This window comes from Moritella sp. JT01 (assembly GCF_001574435.1).
In the GTDB taxonomy this organism is placed as follows: domain Bacteria; phylum Pseudomonadota; class Gammaproteobacteria; order Enterobacterales; family Moritellaceae; genus Moritella.
The window spans coordinates 13,935-29,752 of sequence record NZ_LOCN01000002.1; the positions used below are offsets into that span (position 1 = coordinate 13,935).

General features: G+C 42.5%; 15 protein-coding genes. 11 read left to right on the forward strand and 4 right to left on the reverse strand.

The features are described from left to right. Positions 1-7: 7 nt before the first annotated feature. Entirely contained in the window at positions 8-883 is an 876-nt protein-coding gene (locus AKG98_RS02340; protein WP_067040787.1) for a LysR substrate-binding domain-containing protein, read from the reverse strand. Positions 884-1,060: 177 nt separating this feature from the next. Here AKG98_RS02340 and AKG98_RS02345 point away from each other — a divergent pair, with 177 nt between their 5' ends. The 11 genes from AKG98_RS02345 (at position 1,061) to recG (ending at position 13,333) form a co-directional block, all read left to right on the forward strand. Continuing rightward, on the forward strand, positions 1,061-2,311 hold the full coding sequence (locus AKG98_RS02345; protein WP_067040790.1) for a dicarboxylate/amino acid:cation symporter: 1,251 nt from the start codon (positions 1,061-1,063) through the stop codon (positions 2,309-2,311). An 80-nt stretch (positions 2,312-2,391) separates the two neighbouring features. Continuing rightward, positions 2,392-2,991 carry a TetR/AcrR family transcriptional regulator gene (locus AKG98_RS02350; RefSeq protein WP_067040793.1) on the forward strand — a complete coding sequence of 200 codons (600 nt, stop codon included), beginning with the start codon at positions 2,392-2,394 and terminating at the stop codon, positions 2,989-2,991. 151 nt (positions 2,992-3,142) lie between these two features. Further along, a complete protein-coding gene (locus AKG98_RS02355; protein ID WP_067040796.1) occupies positions 3,143-4,375 on the forward strand; it encodes an NADH:flavin oxidoreductase/NADH oxidase family protein in 1,233 nt (410 codons plus the stop codon). Between the two features lie 178 nt (positions 4,376-4,553). Further along, positions 4,554-4,913 carry a glutathione S-transferase N-terminal domain-containing protein gene (locus tag AKG98_RS02360; RefSeq protein WP_067040799.1) on the forward strand — a complete coding sequence of 120 codons (360 nt, stop codon included), beginning with the start codon at positions 4,554-4,556 and terminating at the stop codon, positions 4,911-4,913. Between the two features lie 299 nt (positions 4,914-5,212). After that, positions 5,213-6,343, forward strand: a complete 1,131-nt coding sequence (locus AKG98_RS02365) for an S-(hydroxymethyl)glutathione dehydrogenase/class III alcohol dehydrogenase (protein ID WP_067040804.1) — start codon at positions 5,213-5,215, stop codon at positions 6,341-6,343. A 152-nt stretch (positions 6,344-6,495) separates the two neighbouring features. Beyond that, positions 6,496-6,825 carry a multidrug efflux SMR transporter gene (locus tag AKG98_RS02370; RefSeq protein WP_067040806.1) on the forward strand — a complete coding sequence of 110 codons (330 nt, stop codon included), beginning with the start codon at positions 6,496-6,498 and terminating at the stop codon, positions 6,823-6,825. A gap of 136 nt (positions 6,826-6,961) precedes the next feature. Next, entirely contained in the window at positions 6,962-7,588 is a 627-nt protein-coding gene (gene gmk, locus AKG98_RS02375; RefSeq protein WP_067040821.1) for a guanylate kinase, read from the forward strand. A 59-nt stretch (positions 7,589-7,647) separates the two neighbouring features. Then, positions 7,648-7,923 (forward strand): DNA-directed RNA polymerase subunit omega, encoded by a 276-nt coding sequence (rpoZ, locus tag AKG98_RS02380; RefSeq protein WP_067040823.1) that lies wholly within the window; start codon positions 7,648-7,650, stop codon positions 7,921-7,923. 232 nt (positions 7,924-8,155) lie between these two features. Then, on the forward strand, positions 8,156-10,276 hold the full coding sequence (spoT, locus tag AKG98_RS02385; protein ID WP_067040824.1) for a bifunctional GTP diphosphokinase/guanosine-3',5'-bis pyrophosphate 3'-pyrophosphohydrolase: 2,121 nt from the start codon (positions 8,156-8,158) through the stop codon (positions 10,274-10,276). A gap of 192 nt (positions 10,277-10,468) precedes the next feature. Next, positions 10,469-11,155: a tRNA (guanosine(18)-2'-O)-methyltransferase TrmH gene (gene trmH, locus AKG98_RS02390; protein WP_067040825.1), complete on the forward strand. Its 687-nt coding sequence runs from the start codon at positions 10,469-10,471 to the stop codon at positions 11,153-11,155. A 105-nt stretch (positions 11,156-11,260) separates the two neighbouring features. Then, positions 11,261-13,333 (forward strand): ATP-dependent DNA helicase RecG, encoded by a 2,073-nt coding sequence (gene recG, locus AKG98_RS02395; RefSeq protein ID WP_067040828.1) that lies wholly within the window; start codon positions 11,261-11,263, stop codon positions 13,331-13,333. A gap of 42 nt (positions 13,334-13,375) precedes the next feature. On the opposite strand, the gene AKG98_RS02400 is transcribed toward recG, so the two are convergent. The 3 genes from AKG98_RS02400 to pip all read right to left on the reverse strand — a co-directional run bounded on the left by AKG98_RS02400 (position 13,376) and on the right by pip (position 15,789). Then, a complete protein-coding gene (locus tag AKG98_RS02400) occupies positions 13,376-14,275 on the reverse strand; it encodes a bifunctional GNAT family N-acetyltransferase/hotdog fold thioesterase (RefSeq protein ID WP_067040831.1) in 900 nt (299 codons plus the stop codon). 40 nt (positions 14,276-14,315) lie between these two features. After that, the gene (gene dtd, locus AKG98_RS02405; protein ID WP_067040833.1) at positions 14,316-14,753 is read right to left on the reverse strand and encodes a D-aminoacyl-tRNA deacylase; all 438 of its coding nucleotides are present in this window, start codon (positions 14,751-14,753) and stop codon (positions 14,316-14,318) included. 61 nt (positions 14,754-14,814) lie between these two features. After that, the gene (gene pip / locus AKG98_RS02410) at positions 14,815-15,789 is read right to left on the reverse strand and encodes a prolyl aminopeptidase (RefSeq protein ID WP_067040836.1); all 975 of its coding nucleotides are present in this window, start codon (positions 15,787-15,789) and stop codon (positions 14,815-14,817) included. Positions 15,790-15,818 lie beyond the last annotated feature (29 nt).

Here is a 15,818-nt window from a genome sequence, read left to right on the forward strand (position 1 = left end):
CCGAGTGCTAGTTTACTGCCAGCTCTTTCGCTAAATAATCTACTAACATTCGAACTTTCGGTGATAAATGACGATTTTGTGGATATAACGCCCATACTGCATCGTCCGGTTCACGGTAGTTCGGTAGCAATTCAATGAGTTGACCTTGATTAATGTATTCCTGCACATAATAATCAGGCAGTTGCACGATACCTACGCCTTTTAGCGCCGCATCCACTAATACCGGACCACTATTGCAACTAAAATTACCTTTCACGCGAATATTGCGGGCTTTGCCTTTTTCCTGAAAACGCCAATAATCCAGTGTCCCTGACAAACAATTATGACGATCTAATTCAGATAAAGTATGCGGCGCACCAAATGCACTTAAATACTCAGGCGCAGCACAAACATATTGTTTACGGGTCGCTAATCGTTTACCAATCATGGATGAATCGCCTAACTGACCTAAGCGGATCGCTAAATCAAAACCTTCATCGATTAAATCAATTTGCTGATTAGATAGTACCAACTGCACTTCTAATTCAGGATATTGCGTCACAAAATCATTCACTAACGGCGCGACACTACGCTCACCATAAGTAATCGGTGCCGTGATTTTTAACTTACCTTTGGGTGTGCTTTGTAAATTGGTGATCGCACGTTCTGCATCTGCTAATCCATCCATGACCTGACGACAATGTTGATAGTAAATCCCCCCCACCTCTGTCACCGATACTTTGCGTGTCGTACGATAAAATAATTTTGCCGATAAGCGTTCTTCAAGGGCAGAAACTTGTCGACTGACCTGCGCTGTAGAGATCCCTAAACGCTTTGCCGCCGCGGTAAAACTTTCGGTTTCAGCAACCGCAACAAATTCACTGACACCAGACCAATCACTCATCTATACACTCTCTTATTCTACAGTTAGGTAACAATTATAAGTTATTCCCTGCAATAAACCTACATTATTACTAACCAGTAAAAGTGATTTGCTTATCAAGCTCATTATCATTATCGAATAACTCCAATATAATCGCGCCTCATTTACTGATATCCAGTAACTCTAACGAGAAAGATTATGTTATCCACGATCAAGCGTTCATTGCCGTTGCAATTACTGACTGCCGCTATTTTAGCTTGGTTTTTTGCCTCAATCATGCCAACAGTCGCCAATATTACCGAGCAAACTTGGTATCAATTGATCTTGTTAGGAAAGACCACCTATATCGGCTTGCTAAAAATGGTCATCGGGTTGGTGGTGATGCTGTCTTTAATGCAAGGCATTACCAATATAGGCTCCACCCTAAAATTAAAAACTTTGGGTGTAAGTACACTCATTTTTTATAGCCTGACTTCGATTATCGCCATCAGCTTAGGGCTTGGTGCAGCACTATTAATGCCAGAATGGCAACCTTTAGTCGAACCTGTCACGGTTGCAGACCACATCAAACTGATTGATCAGGATACCGTAACCGGTTCAAGTATTGCCGCAAAATTACTCGCGATGGCGCTGGTCAATCCTTTTGCGGCTTTGGTCAACGGCAACTTATTGGCCATTGTATTATTTTCGTTGTTATTTTCAGTGTCGCTATTGCGGTCACTGCCACAACAGCATGTGGTATTTGATGTTATCGCGGGCTTAAATAAAGGGTTAAATAAATTAGTCCAAGGCATTATTCGTCTGGCACCGGTTGCTGTGTTTGCTATCGTATTTGAATTTACCGTTACCGGGAATTCCAGTTTATTTGGTCAGTTAGCATTATTCGCTTTACTGGTATTTTTGTTGACGTTGATCCACGGTGTTATTGTATTACCAACCTTGGCTAAGATATTTACTGGCATTAAATTCCGCACTTTATTTAAGGCTATATCAGCACCGCTAGCCATGGCATTTGCGACTTCGTCAAGTACCGCTACGCTACCGTTATCGATGCAAGCCGCAGAAAAAGAGCTCGGAATATCACAAAGTACCAGTAGCTTTGTTCTACCACTTGGCGCAGTCATGAACATGGATGGCACAGCCCTGTTTGAAGGCGTTGCAGCTATCTTTCTTGCGCAATTATTTGGAATTGATTTAAGTACAACTGGCATAGTAATGATTTTTATTATGGCTATGGTGTCGTCTGTCGGCGCACCGGGTATGCCATCGGGATCTATGTCTGGTATGCAGTTGGTCATGCTCGCCGCTGGTATTCCACTCGAAGGTATTGCGATCTTACTGATTATTGAACGTCCGTTGGATACATTCAGAACCGCAGTGAATGTCGAAGGCGATCTGATTGCCGCGCTGGTTGTTGATAAGTGGCAGCAGAATAAAAATATAACCTAATGGCCTGTATAAGGTAAGAGGAGATAAACCCTCTACCTTTAACCATTGCATTTCAAGACGATCGGTCATAGAATAACCAAATGCCAAGACCTAAACAAAACGAACATACCCGCGAAGCCCTGATTGAAGTTGGTATCAAGCATATCTCTCAACACGGTTATCACGGTACTGGGATAAAACAGATCCTAGATGAGTTAAAAGTACCGAAAGGGTCCTTTTATAATTATTTTAATAGCAAAGAAGCTTTTGTTGCCGAGCTAATCGAAGCCGATATGCACGCGCAAGCAAAACAAATGCAACCGCTATTGGATAACGCTAACCTGAATCCAATTGAAAAATTGCGCGCGTTGTTTGAAAAACAACGTCAAAAATACAGCGAGCAACAGGGTAAACAAGGTTGTTTAGTGGCGAGTGTTGCCAACGACATTGGTAACTCGAGTGAGTTATGCCAACAAGCGATGCAACGCTCAGTCAAAGCATTAAACACATTATTGTCTGGATTAATCAGCGATGCACAAGCACAGCAATTGATCCGTACCGACTTACCTGCGAAGCAACTTGCAACTCTGATGTGGACAGCGTGGGAAGGCAGCTTAATCGAAATGAAGATCGCCGGTAATACCGATAATCTCACTCAGATAACTGATTTCATTTTTGATGACATTTTAAAAGCTAGCTAACTTAATAAGCAGACAAACAGACAAACAGACAAACAGACAAACAGACAAACAGACAAACAGACAGCGATATTATAAGTCGAATTGTAATATCGTTTTTTTTACCCAGACCTAAGACGACCGGTCTAATGATTTATTTAAAGCAGGATTAATAATGACAACAGCAATTACATTACAGCAAGGTTTCACCTTAAAAAATGGCACTCATATTAAAAACCGTTTATTTAAATCGGCAATGAGTGAACAGCTAAGCGATATTAACCATAATCCATTACCTGGGTTAGCAACGCTTTATCATGCTTGGGCTTTAGGTGGTTTAGGACTGTCGATTACCGGTAATATCATGGTTGACCGCAATGCACTTGGCGAGCCAAAACAAGTGGTATTAGATGAACAAAGTGATTTAAGCGAATTTAAACGTTGGGCGCAACAAGGCAGCGTTAACGATACCCAATTGTGGGCGCAATTAAATCATCCCGGTAAACAAACACCGAACTTCATTAATGCAGAGCCTATTGCACCATCGGCAATAGCACTAACGAACGGTTTGGAAAAAGGCTTTAATACACCACGTGCGCTGACCGAATCAGAGATATTGAACATTATTGTTCAGTTCCAAACCAGCGCCAAACTGGCCAAACAAGTCGGGTTTACTGGCGTACAAATTCACGGTGCCCATGGCTATTTAGTTAATCAATTTCTGTCACCACGTCACAACCAACGTGATGACCAATGGGGTGGGACAATTGAAAACCGCATGCGCTTTGTACTGTCAATCTATCAAGCAATACGTACTGAGGTTGGCAACGAATTTCCGATTGGCATTAAACTGAATTCTGCCGATTTTATGCGCGGTGGTTTTACCGAAGAAGAATCCATGCAAGTAGTCAAAGCATTATCTGATGCTGGCATCGATCAAATCGAGATCAGTGGTGGTACTTATGAAAGTCCAACGATGACCGGTCACAAAGTGAAGAAGTCAACATTAGCGCGTGAAGCTTACTTCCTTGCTTATGCTGAAAAAGTACGTGCTATTACCGATACACCGTTAGTTGTGACTGGTGGCTTTCGTTCAAGTAAAGCCATGCTTTCTGCACTGCAAAGTAACGCAACAGATTTTATTGGACTCGCGCGTCCTATGTCGTTAGATACCCAGTTGCCGAATAAATTAATGGCATCTGATGACCACAAGATCAGTTTACCGAACTTAACCACAGGTGTTAAAGCCATTGATCGCATCGCGATGTTAAACATTACGTGGTACGAAGCCCAGCTTGCGCGTATTGCTAAACAGCAGCAGCCAAAAGCCAATTTAGGTACTTGGCCAGTATTTTTCAAAACTCTCTATGGCGCAGGTATCTACGCATTTAGAAAACGCCGCGCTTAGTCATAGCGTCACCCCGCAATCACATTGTATATAAGCCTGGTTATAAACAATAACTAATTAGGTCTGCGCCTAACCCCCTTGCTGATATACAGCAAGGGTCGTGCTGAGCGTCGCCTTACGGACTATAAATGTGTTAGCATACCGAAAAACTCACCCCATTTTCACAAGGTACTTATTCATGAAAGTTGTTCGCTGGCTACTAGGCCGTCTAATTTTAACGCTTAACTTTATCTTCACGCCAAAAAGCATGAAACGCCCAGCTGATGCACAAGCAAAAGTTGATAGCGAGATCAATAACATGTCACTTTACCAATTTGAGGCTTGCCCATTTTGTGTAAAAGTACGCCGTAGCATGAAGCGTTTAAACTTAGATATCACCGTACGCGACGCGAAAAACGATGCGACGTTTGGTAACGAACTAGAACAACAAGGCGGTAAACGCAAAGTACCTTGCCTACGTATTGAAGAAAATGGTCAAGTACAATGGATGTATGAATCAAGCGACATCATTGCCCACTTAGAAAAGAAATTTGCTTAATCTAGCTAGGCAAGTTTAGCCATTCATAGCACATAATGAACACCAGTCTGATAGTAATGTCAGACTGTTCTTATCAAAAATCATCGTCAGTATCTCCTTAATATCCCTATTTTACCCACGATTAAACTGTTAAAAGCACTCAATCCATATTAACAGCTACCAATTGTTACCACTCAGTAAAAGTAAATTACTATTTAATGGGATTATCAATGTCACAGAAATAACTATAATGGCTCCAACAAAACGGGGGTCCTCAGTGTTACCTCACAACTGACAGTATAAATTAGAGAGAAAATAGAATGACTGACAAATTTATCAAATCAAAAGCGGCAATTGCTTGGGGCCCTAACCAACCACTTTCTATCGAAGAAATTGATGTGATGTTACCCCGCGCTGGTGAAGTATTAGTGCGCATTATCGCAACTGGCGTATGTCACACTGACGCATTCACTATGTCAGGTGATGATCCAGAAGGTATCTTCCCAGTGATTCTTGGTCATGAAGGTGGCGGTGTCGTTGAACAAATTGGTAAAGGCGTAACAAGTGTTGCCGTTGGCGACCATGTTATCCCGCTTTACACACCAGAATGTGGCGAATGTAAGTTCTGTAAATCAGGTAAAACTAACCTTTGTCAAAAAATTCGTGAAACACAAGGCAAAGGCGTAATGCCAGATGGCACGACGCGTTTTTACAAAGACGGTCAACCAATCTTCCATTATATGGGCTGCTCAACGTTTTCTGAATACACAGTATTACCAGAAATTTCATTAGCAAAAGTAAACAAAGAAGCACCATTAGAAGAAATTTGTCTATTAGGTTGTGGTGTAACAACCGGTATGGGTGCGGTACTTAATACTGCCAAAGTGCAAGAAGGCGATACAGTGGCTGTATTTGGTCTCGGTGGTATCGGTCTTTCTGCGATTATCGGTGCTCAAATGGCAAAAGCAGGTCGTATTATTGCTATCGACATTAACGAAAGCAAGTTCGAACTGGCCCGTCAATTAGGCGCAACAGATTGCATTAACCCGAAAAACTACGACAAACCAATTCAAGACGTGATCGTTGAATTAACGGACGGTGGTGTTGACTACTCATTCGAATGTATCGGTAACGTTGACGTCATGCGATCGGCATTAGAATGCTGCCATAAAGGTTGGGGTGAATCGATTGTTATCGGCGTAGCCGGTGCGGGCAAAGAGATCTCAACCCGTCCATTTCAACTGGTAACAGGTCGTGTATGGCGCGGTTCTGCATTCGGTGGTGTGAAAGGTCGTTCAGAGTTACCCGAAATTGTAGAACGCTACATGGCAGGTGACTTCAAACTAAACGATTTCATTACTCATACTATGAGCTTAGAAGATATTAACGAGTCATTTGAATTGATGCACAAAGGCGAAAGTATTCGTACTGTCATTCATTTCGATAAGTAGCGTTTTCTACAAGAAATTTTTTGATAAGTAAGCGTTTACAAATAATCGTGTTATATCCGCCTTCACATACAGCAAGTATGTGAAGGCGTTTTTTAAGGCATAAAAATTTCTATATTTTCTATTTCTATAAATCAAAGTGAGCAGGTAGCGTTATGGGTTGGTTATTTCTTTTGTTAGGCGTATTGGCAGAAGCTACATCACACGTGGCTCTGAAAGCGACCAATGGATTTAGCAACTTCTGGCCCAGCGTCATTGTCGTCTTTGGTCACCTACTCGCTTTTTTGTTCTTAGGCCAAGCCGTTAAAAACTTACCCGTTGGTATTGTGCATGCTTCATGGGCAGGGTTAGCGATTATTTTAGTGACCTACATGTCGAGCTTAGTCTACAAACAACACCTTGATACTAAAGTTTGGATCGGCATGTTATTTATCGCCGTCGGCATTGCCTTAATCAATCTTTCATCGACACCTCATACCCACTAAGTCCAATTAAATCGCTTAACGAACAGTTTCCAGCAATTTTTTGTGCGTTGTTACTGAGTAAAGCATAAAAGCAGTTTAATTCTTCCTTGTATTTATGCTATCTTGGGCCGCTTTTAACGCTAATCAAAGGCTCACCATGGCACGTAAAGGCACTCTATTTATTGTATCCGCTCCAAGTGGCGCAGGAAAATCAAGTCTTATCAAAGCACTTCTAGATGCAAACCCAAGCAGCGATATGAAAGTGTCTGTATCTCACACGACTCGAGCAATTCGCCCTGGTGAAATTGACGGCACCCATTACCACTACATCCCTGTAGCAGACTTCAAACAGCAAATCGAAAACAATGAGTTTTTTGAATGGGCTGAAGTATTCGGTAATTACTACGGCACATCCCGTGTAACGATTGAAAAAACACTGGCTCGCGGTATTGATATTTTCCTCGATATCGATTGGCAAGGTGCGCGTCAAATAAAAGAACAAATTGCGGATGCACGTGGTATTTTTATCCTGCCTCCAAGCCGTGAAGAGTTAGAGCGTCGTCTAAATAGTCGCGGCCAAGACAGTGAAGAGATCATTGCAAGCAGAATGGCGGAGGCAGAAGCTGAAATGTCACACTATAATGAATATGATTACCTCATTATTAATGACGATTTTGCGACCGCATTAGAAGATCTTCACGCGATTGTGCGTGCAGAAAGACTCGATTCAGCAAAGCAAGCAGCAAAAAACAGCGTAATTATGAAAGATTTGCTGGTTAAGTAAGCAAAAATAAAGTATAGTTCCTCGTCATTTTTTAGACTTAATTCACTGGGAGTTCCTGCATGGCACGCGTAACTGTAGAAGATGCTGTACAACAGGTTGGTAACCGTTTCGACCTAATATTAATGGCGGCACGTCGCGCTCGTCAATTACAGATTCATGGTAAAGAACCTCTAGTATCACCGGAGAATGATAAACCGACTGTAATCGCCCTTCGTGAAATTGAAGCGGGTCTAATTACCAACGAATTAATGGATGCTGGCGATCGTCAAGAACAGCAAGAGCACGAAGCACAGCAAATTGCAGCAGTAGCAGCAATCGCTGAAGGCCGTGGCTAATAACGAATCATCTTCCTCGATGATTTTATAAAAAAGGTGCATATTGCACCTTTTTTAATACCTAAATTTTATCTATTATCTTTTATAACCAACATTCCAAAATGCTAATTCAAGATTGAATTGGCATAAATATAACAAAGATGTAAATTTAAAGGTGCAATTAGTTCCACTTTTTATTATCTTGCTAATACGATCATCTTATTTATATCAACTTTTAGTAACGAGGCAGTACTTGCATATATTCGCAAATTTAAAAGCAACGACATCAACCTACTTATCGGTTGAACAAGTCGAACTCATTGAACATGCTTATTTAGTCGCGCGGGAAGCGCATCTACCTCAAAAGAGAAGTACGGGTGAACCTTACATTATTCACCCTGTTGCCGTTGCTGAAATTCTTGCTGATATGCGCCTTGATCATAAAACCATTATGGCGGCACTGCTCCATGATGTGATTGAAGATACAGAAACAACCCAAGAAGACCTTGCGTCATTATTCGGTGGTACCGTTGCTGAATTAGTGGAAGGTGTTTCTAAACTTGATAAGCTTAAATTCCGCGATCGCAAAGAAGCACAAGCGGAAAACTTCCGTAAAATGTTCATGGCGATGGTACAAGACATACGCGTTATCTTAATCAAACTGGCCGATCGTACCCATAACATGCGTACCCTTGGTGCATTAAGACCAGACAAACGCCGTCGTATCGCCAGCGAAACCTTAGAGATTTTTGCCCCGATCGCTAACCGCCTTGGTATTCATAATATTAAAAATGAATTAGAGGAGTTAGGGCTAGAGGCCATGTACCCTATGCGTTACCGTATCCTAACTGAATCGGTAAAAGCGGCACGTGGTAACCGTAAAGAAGTGATGTCTAACATCCGTCAAGAAATTGAAGGTCGTTTAGTCGAAGCTGGCGTCCCTGCGAAAACAGATGGTCGTGAAAAACTCATCTTTAGTATTTACAACAAGATGAAGAAAAAGCGCGTACAGTTTCATGAAGTTGTTGATATTTATGCATTTAGAATCATAGTTGACGATCTCGATACTTGCTATCGTGTACTGGGGCAAATGCACAGTTTATACAAACCAAAAATAACCCGCTTTAAAGATTATATTGCCATTCCAAAAACCAATGGTTATCAGTCTTTGCATACCTCATTAGTGGGTCCACACGGGGTACCGCTTGAGATCCAAATCCGCACTAAAGATATGGACCTTATGGCTGACCGTGGTGTTGCTGCGCATTGGTCATACAAACAAGGCGCAGACAAAATTAATACCACCGCACAATTGCGTGCACAAAAATGGATGCAAAGCCTACTCGAATTACAGCAAAGTGCTGGTTCGTCGTTTGAATTTATTGAAAGTGTGAAAACCGATCTATTCCCAGATGAAATTTATGTGTTCACACCTAAAGGTAAGATCATCGAATTACCACGTGGTGCGACACCGGTAGACGTCGCTTATTCAATCCATACCGATGTTGGTCATACTTGTGTTGGAGCCCGTGTTAATCGCCAGCCACATGCGCTAAGCCAACCATTGAAAAATGGTCAAACCGTTGAAATTATTACTGCGCCAGGTGCGCGACCAAATGCCGCATGGTTAAACTTTATTGTCACAGGCAGAGCACGCGTTCGTGTCCGTCAGCAGTTGAAAAACACGCGCACCGAAGATTCAATTATTCTTGGTCGTCGTCTATTAAACCACGCATTAAACGGTGTTAAAGTTGATGACATTGACGTCGAAAACTTAAACAAAGTACTCGAAGATACCAAGTGTGAAAATCTAGATGCACTGCTTATCGAGATCGGTTTAGGTAACATGATGAGTATTGTGATTGCCCGCCGCCTACAAGGTCGGGTTGATGAACTAACCGATCTGTCACCGCGCTCGGAAGAAGCTAAAATGCCAATTAAGGGCGCCGAAGGCATGCTCGTTAGTTTTGCTAACTGTTGTCACCCTATTCCAGGTGACCCAATTGTTGCCCATTTAAGTCCAGGCAAAGGTCTGGTCATTCATATTGAAACCTGTCGCAATATTCATGGTTATCAAAATGAACCAGACCGTTATATCCCAGTTGAATGGGATGAAAATATCGACCCAAGCCAAGAATTTAAAACAGAGATTCGTATTCAAGTGGTTAATCACCAAGGTGTATTAGCGAAATTGACCAATACTGTGGCCTCGACTGGTGCCAATATTCATAACATAGTTACCGATGAAAAAGATGCCCGTGTTTATAACGTTGATATTCTTATTACCGCGAAAAACCGTAAACATGTGGCCGATGTCATGAAGAAGATCCGTACCCTGCAAGACGTACTGAAAATATCACGCAGTTATAATTAAGCATTCAATGAACAATATGAATGTATGTATAACACAGTGTTAGTTTGCTGATAACGAAGCCGTTGTAAAGGACGGCTTCGTTATACAAACGCCATTCAACCACCCAGACTCGCCTAAGCTAAGTTCAGATATTCGCATTAGCCCGTGATTTGGGTATAATACCTCGCCAATTAAATCTGATAGAGTAAGACCATGACCCCAGAACGTCTCGAACGCATTACTAAAATGCTCCAACACCGCCAACCAGATCTTACTGTTTGTATGGAATCTGTGCATAAACCACATAATCTTGCAGCCGTAGTAAGAACTTGCGATGCAGTGGGTGTCAACAATGTTCACGCGGTATGGTCTATACGTCCAACAAAAGTATCTGGTGGCACTGCAACAGGCAGCCAAAACTGGGTGAAAGTACACTCTCACGATAACATTGCTGCAGCAATCAAAGAATTAAAAGCCCAAGGCATGCAAGTGCTTGCCACTAACCTTTCTGATACTGCTGTTGATTTCCGTGAAATTGACTACACTAAACCAACTGCGATCTTAATGGGTCAAGAAAAGACCGGTATTAGTGCAGAAGCATTGGCACTTGCCGATCAAGATATCATCATCCCTATGGTGGGTATGGTGCAATCGTTAAACGTATCAGTAGCAACCGCGACGATCTTATATGAAGCACAACGTCAACGTGATAATGCAGGCATGTATCAAGGCGAAAGCAAATTATCCGCTGAAGAGCAGCACAAAATTTACTTTGAAGGTGGCCACCCTATCTATGCAAAAGCATGTAAACGTAAAGGTTTAGCTTACCCTGCATTAGATGAAGAAGGTCAAATTGTTGCTGACGAATCGTGGTGGAATGCACTGCGTAGTTCAAACTAGGCCAGCTTAAATTAAGCTTTGCATTTAATACCAAAATGCAAAGCTAGCATAATCTAAATCTTCTGATAATATATGTGTATATGTACAGTAGATTCGTGAGTGATTATGCGACTAGATAAGATCCCGGTTATCGAATTAAAAGGTGTTGGCGCCAAAATGGCCGAGAAATTAGCAAAGCTGAACTTAGTCACGGTTCAGGATCTGCTTTTTCATCTACCAAGCCGCTATCAGGATCGTACAACCATCTATCCTATCCAAGACCTATTACCCGGTCTGCATGGTACTATCGAAGGCGAGATCGTCAGTTGCGATGTCACGTTTGGTAAACGCAAAATCATGTCTTGTAAAGTCAACGACGGCACAGGCATTATCACGTTATTATTTTTCCATTTTAATGCCGGACAAAAAAACAGTTTCAATATTGGTAAAACCATTACCGCGTTTGGCGAGTTTCGCCGTGGCCGCTTTGGTTATGAAATTGTCCATCCGGAATATAAACTTGCGCATGCTACCAGCTCAGAAATGAGTGAAGAAACGCTAACGCCGATATATCCTTCAACAGATGGGTTAAAACAACTTACCTTACGAAATCTAACAGACCAAGCACTGCAACACCTTACGCAAACGACATTACAAGAATTGCTACCAGAAGGTCTATACACAGGGCAAATCGAGTTAAATCATGCCATCCAACTATTGCACCGACCAACACCCGATGTCTCGCTTGAGCTGTTAGAGCAAGGTAAACATCCTGCGCAACAACGCCTTATTATTGAAGAACTACTGGCGCAAAATATCAGTATGCTGCAATTACGTAAAAAAATGCAGCAGCATCCTGCAGTCAAATTACACCCTAGCAAAACAATTACCGATAAATTTTTAGCGCAATTGCCTTTTACGCCAACGAATGCCCAACAACGTGTTGTCGGTGAGATCCAACAGGACCTCCAGAAAGGCTATCCTATGATGCGTTTAGTGCAAGGCGACGTTGGGTCAGGCAAAACCCTCGTTGCGGCCTTAGCGGCGCTGCAGGCTATCGGTAACGGCTATCAAGTCGCATTAATGGCACCCACTGAAATATTAGCGGAACAACATGCGCTTAATTTCAAAGGCTGGTTCAATCAACTGGGTATCAAAGTCGGTTGGTTATCCGGTAAACAAAAAGGCAAAGCGCGAGAAGCTGAGTTGGCATCCATTGCGAGTGGCGAAACGCAAATGATTGTCGGCACCCATGCCATTTTTCAAGACGCGGTAAAATTTTTAAATTTAACCTTGGTCATTATTGATGAGCAACATCGCTTTGGTGTCGAGCAACGCCTTGCCCTACGTGAAAAAGGCGCGGTCAGTGGTTTATACCCGCACCAATTATTTATGACGGCAACGCCGATTCCACGAACCTTAGCCATGACGGCTTATGCCGATCTAAATACCTCGGTTATTGACGAATTACCACCCGGGCGAACCCCGATCACCACCGTAGTGATGCCAGATAGCAAACGCGGTAAAATCATCGAACGGGTTGCATTAGCCGTTAAAAATGAAGGTCGCCAAGTCTATTGGGTATGTACACTCATTGAAGAATCAGAAGTATTAGAAGCCCAAGCGGCTGAAGATACCGCTAATGATTTACAAAAAACGTTACCCGATTTACGTATTGGCTTAGTACATGGCCGAATGAAAGCCATTGAAAAACAATACGTCATGGCGGCGTTTAAGAACAAACAATTGGATTTATTAGTCGCCACCACGGTTATCGAAGTCGGTGTTGATGTGCCAAATGCCAGTTTGATGATTATCGAAAATCCAGAGCGTTTGGGTCTGGCACAATTACACCAACTGCGTGGTCGTGTCGGCCGTGGTAAAGTAGCCAGTCACTGCGTATTACTTTATCACGCACCGCTTTCCGATACTGGCAGTAAGCGTTTATCGGTATTACGGGAAACCACAGACGGGTTCAAAATTGCACAACGAGACCTCGAGATCCGTGGCCCGGGCGAAATGCTCGGCAGTAAACAAACCGGTATTGCCGACTTAAAAGTGGCAGACTTAGTGCGCGACCAACAACTTATTCCTTTAGTCCAAAATATTGCTCGCCACTTACTGCAACAGCATCCCGATAATGCCCATGCGATCACCCAACGTTGGATGGCAGACAAAGACATTTATTCCAATGCCTAACCACTGATTTTTAATCAATTAAGGTTATCGAATAGGTTAAAATTATGCACCAACTGGCATAACGACAAAGGTCGCGCTAAAAATAGCTGCCAGTTTGGGACCACTATAAACATCAACTTCAATATCAAGCTTGGCGTTACGTCCTTCGATTAATTCCACCAAACTGCCCTTCATTCGGTATTTATGAGCAACCGCGAAGGGCGCTTGGTTAATTGGTCGTTTATAATGAATATTACCTTTAGACAGGACAATATTACCCAGTAACCCCTGCTCTTTTAGCATTAACCAAACTAACCCCCAGCCTGTTAACGTCGCCTGACTGTAGATACTGCCAGCAAACATAGTATCGTGAACATTGACATTGGCATTTAATGGCGCCGCTGTTTCGAATCGCCAACCACTGTACTGACGAATATTAATGCCCATATGCTGGCTAATCGGGATCTTGGTTGCCCATTCTTGTTGTAATTCTGCGCACCAATCTGGATGTCGTAAAATCTTATCCATGGCGTTCACTTCTTTAATCATCTGACGATGACGAACACCTTCACTAATTTGGCCACTGCCGACTAAAGAGAACCCGCACTTTTCATAAAATGGCACCGCTTCGACACGCGCATTCATGACAATTCGTTCACTACCAGCCTTGTAAGCTTCATCTTCTAACGCCGAGATCAGTAAACTGCCTAATCCCTGCTTACGGTGACTCGGGTCAACCGCCATATAGTGAATCTGAGATTCATCCGCTCCCGCGGTATAAATCCGCCCACACGCGATGGGTGTGCCGGCATTATCCAAGATCATACGATGCTCACTGTGCTCATCATAGATATCTTTTTCGCTACCAGGCGGACGCTGCAGTGGTGCTCTTAATAGCGACCAGCGCAAATGATAATAATCTTCTAACTCTTGTTCCGTTTCAGGTATATGCACGTGAAACATATTCTCTCCTTGTCTATAACTATCACTCATGGTCTGCGGTCTACACTTGCAGCCAAAAAGTAACCGGTCCATCATTGACTAACGACACTTGCATATCTGCAGCAAAGCGCCCTGTCTCTGTCGTTATTTCTTTTTGACGACATTGACCAACAAAATATTCATATAAATGATTGGCATCAGCAGGGGCGGCAGCACTCGAGAAACTCGGTCTTGTACCAGAATTGGTATCTGCCGCCAACGTAAATTGAGATACCACCAACAGTTCACCATTGATTTGATTAACATTTAAATTCATTTTATCGTCTGCATCACTAAACACCCGATACGCTAATAATTTTTCACATAGACGCTTAGCTTTCGCCTCGGTATCGCCTTTCTCAATGCCTAATAACACCAGTAAACCTTGGCTTATTTTACCGATAACTTCATCTTCAACGCTTACATCTGCTTTGCGTACACGTTGGATCAATGCGATCATGCCTTTCCTCAATAATCATTATTAAATTTTAATGTTATTGATAATACCGAAACTCCTTAAATTAATCACTGACAAACTCAAACGCAATAATCTCAGCCATGAGTTCTGTCGCTTTTCGTAACGCATCTATCATGCCTGGCTCACAATCAAAATGACCCGCATAAGGCACAATAAACAGCTGTGCGAATGGGAGGTGCTGACATAACTCATACGTAGGCCCTAACGGATTAGAAATATCAAAGCGCCCATGCACCATGATCATCGGTAAATGTGATAATGAGTCTAGACACTTAAAAATATAATTGTCAGAAATAAAACAATTTTTCGAAAAATAATGACATTGTAACGTCGACATACTTAACGCCACATCGGCATCAATCAGATCCACTTTACTGCGGAACTCTGGATGTGGATTACCAATTTGCACTTGCCACTCCACCCAGGCTTTTGCCGCTGCCATTTTTTCTATTTCATTATCACTCACTAACAACTGGCTATATGCAGAAAGTAAGGCACCATAATCTCTTCCGTTAGCGCGACTAACCAGCTGATTAAAATGCTCAGGAAATAGCTGTGCGGCACCACCTGATGCTGAAAATTGCCACGTTAGATCCTGATTACGCGCTAGAAATAAACTGTGTAGTATTAAGCCCTGTATCTTATCTCGATGATTCAAGCTATACAGTAACGCTAACGTCGCCCCCCAGCCTTCCCCGAATAATACGCAACGGCGAATATCTAACAGCGTTAAGATAGCACTGATATCCTGCAATAAATCTTGGGTGGTATTGTCTTCAATACAGGCATACGGTTGAGAGCGTCCACAGCCTCGTTGGTCAAACAAAATTATCCGGTATAGCTTAGGGTCGAATAAGCGTCTATCGTCTGCCAGAACCCCTTTACCGGGACCGTCATGCAGAAATAATAGCGGTATACCATCAGGATTACCCACTTCCTCAATATAAAGACTGTGTAGGGGACTTACAGATAAATGATGTTCAGCATAATGCTGGATGGCCGGGTACAGTCCAATCATAGCAATATCAACCTCTTCTCCCACAACAA

Excerpts from the sequence above, each read along its gene's own strand:
- AKG98_RS02355 (WP_067040796.1), top strand. The coding sequence starts at position 3,143 with ATGACAACAGCAATTACATTACAGCAAGGTTTCACCTTAAAAAATGGC.
- AKG98_RS02365 (WP_067040804.1), top strand. The coding sequence starts at position 5,213 with ATGACTGACAAATTTATCAAATCAAAAGCGGCAATTGCTTGGGGCCCT.
- AKG98_RS02340 (WP_067040787.1), bottom strand. The coding sequence starts at position 883 with ATGAGTGATTGGTCTGGTGTCAGTGAATTTGTTGCGGTTGCTGAAACC.
- AKG98_RS02360 (WP_067040799.1), top strand. The coding sequence starts at position 4,554 with ATGAAAGTTGTTCGCTGGCTACTAGGCCGTCTAATTTTAACGCTTAAC.
- trmH (WP_067040825.1), top strand. The coding sequence starts at position 10,469 with ATGACCCCAGAACGTCTCGAACGCATTACTAAAATGCTCCAACACCGC.
- AKG98_RS02400 (WP_067040831.1), bottom strand. The coding sequence starts at position 14,275 with ATGTTTCACGTGCATATACCTGAAACGGAACAAGAGTTAGAAGATTAT.
- pip (WP_067040836.1), bottom strand. The coding sequence starts at position 15,789 with ATGATTGGACTGTACCCGGCCATCCAGCATTATGCTGAACATCATTTA.
- dtd (WP_067040833.1), bottom strand. The coding sequence starts at position 14,753 with ATGATCGCATTGATCCAACGTGTACGCAAAGCAGATGTAAGCGTTGAA.
- AKG98_RS02350 (WP_067040793.1), top strand. The coding sequence starts at position 2,392 with ATGCCAAGACCTAAACAAAACGAACATACCCGCGAAGCCCTGATTGAA.
- AKG98_RS02370 (WP_067040806.1), top strand. The coding sequence starts at position 6,496 with ATGGGTTGGTTATTTCTTTTGTTAGGCGTATTGGCAGAAGCTACATCA.
- gmk (WP_067040821.1), top strand. The coding sequence starts at position 6,962 with ATGGCACGTAAAGGCACTCTATTTATTGTATCCGCTCCAAGTGGCGCA.
- rpoZ (WP_067040823.1), top strand. The coding sequence starts at position 7,648 with ATGGCACGCGTAACTGTAGAAGATGCTGTACAACAGGTTGGTAACCGT.
- AKG98_RS02345 (WP_067040790.1), top strand. The coding sequence starts at position 1,061 with ATGTTATCCACGATCAAGCGTTCATTGCCGTTGCAATTACTGACTGCC.
- recG (WP_067040828.1), top strand. The coding sequence starts at position 11,261 with ATGCGACTAGATAAGATCCCGGTTATCGAATTAAAAGGTGTTGGCGCC.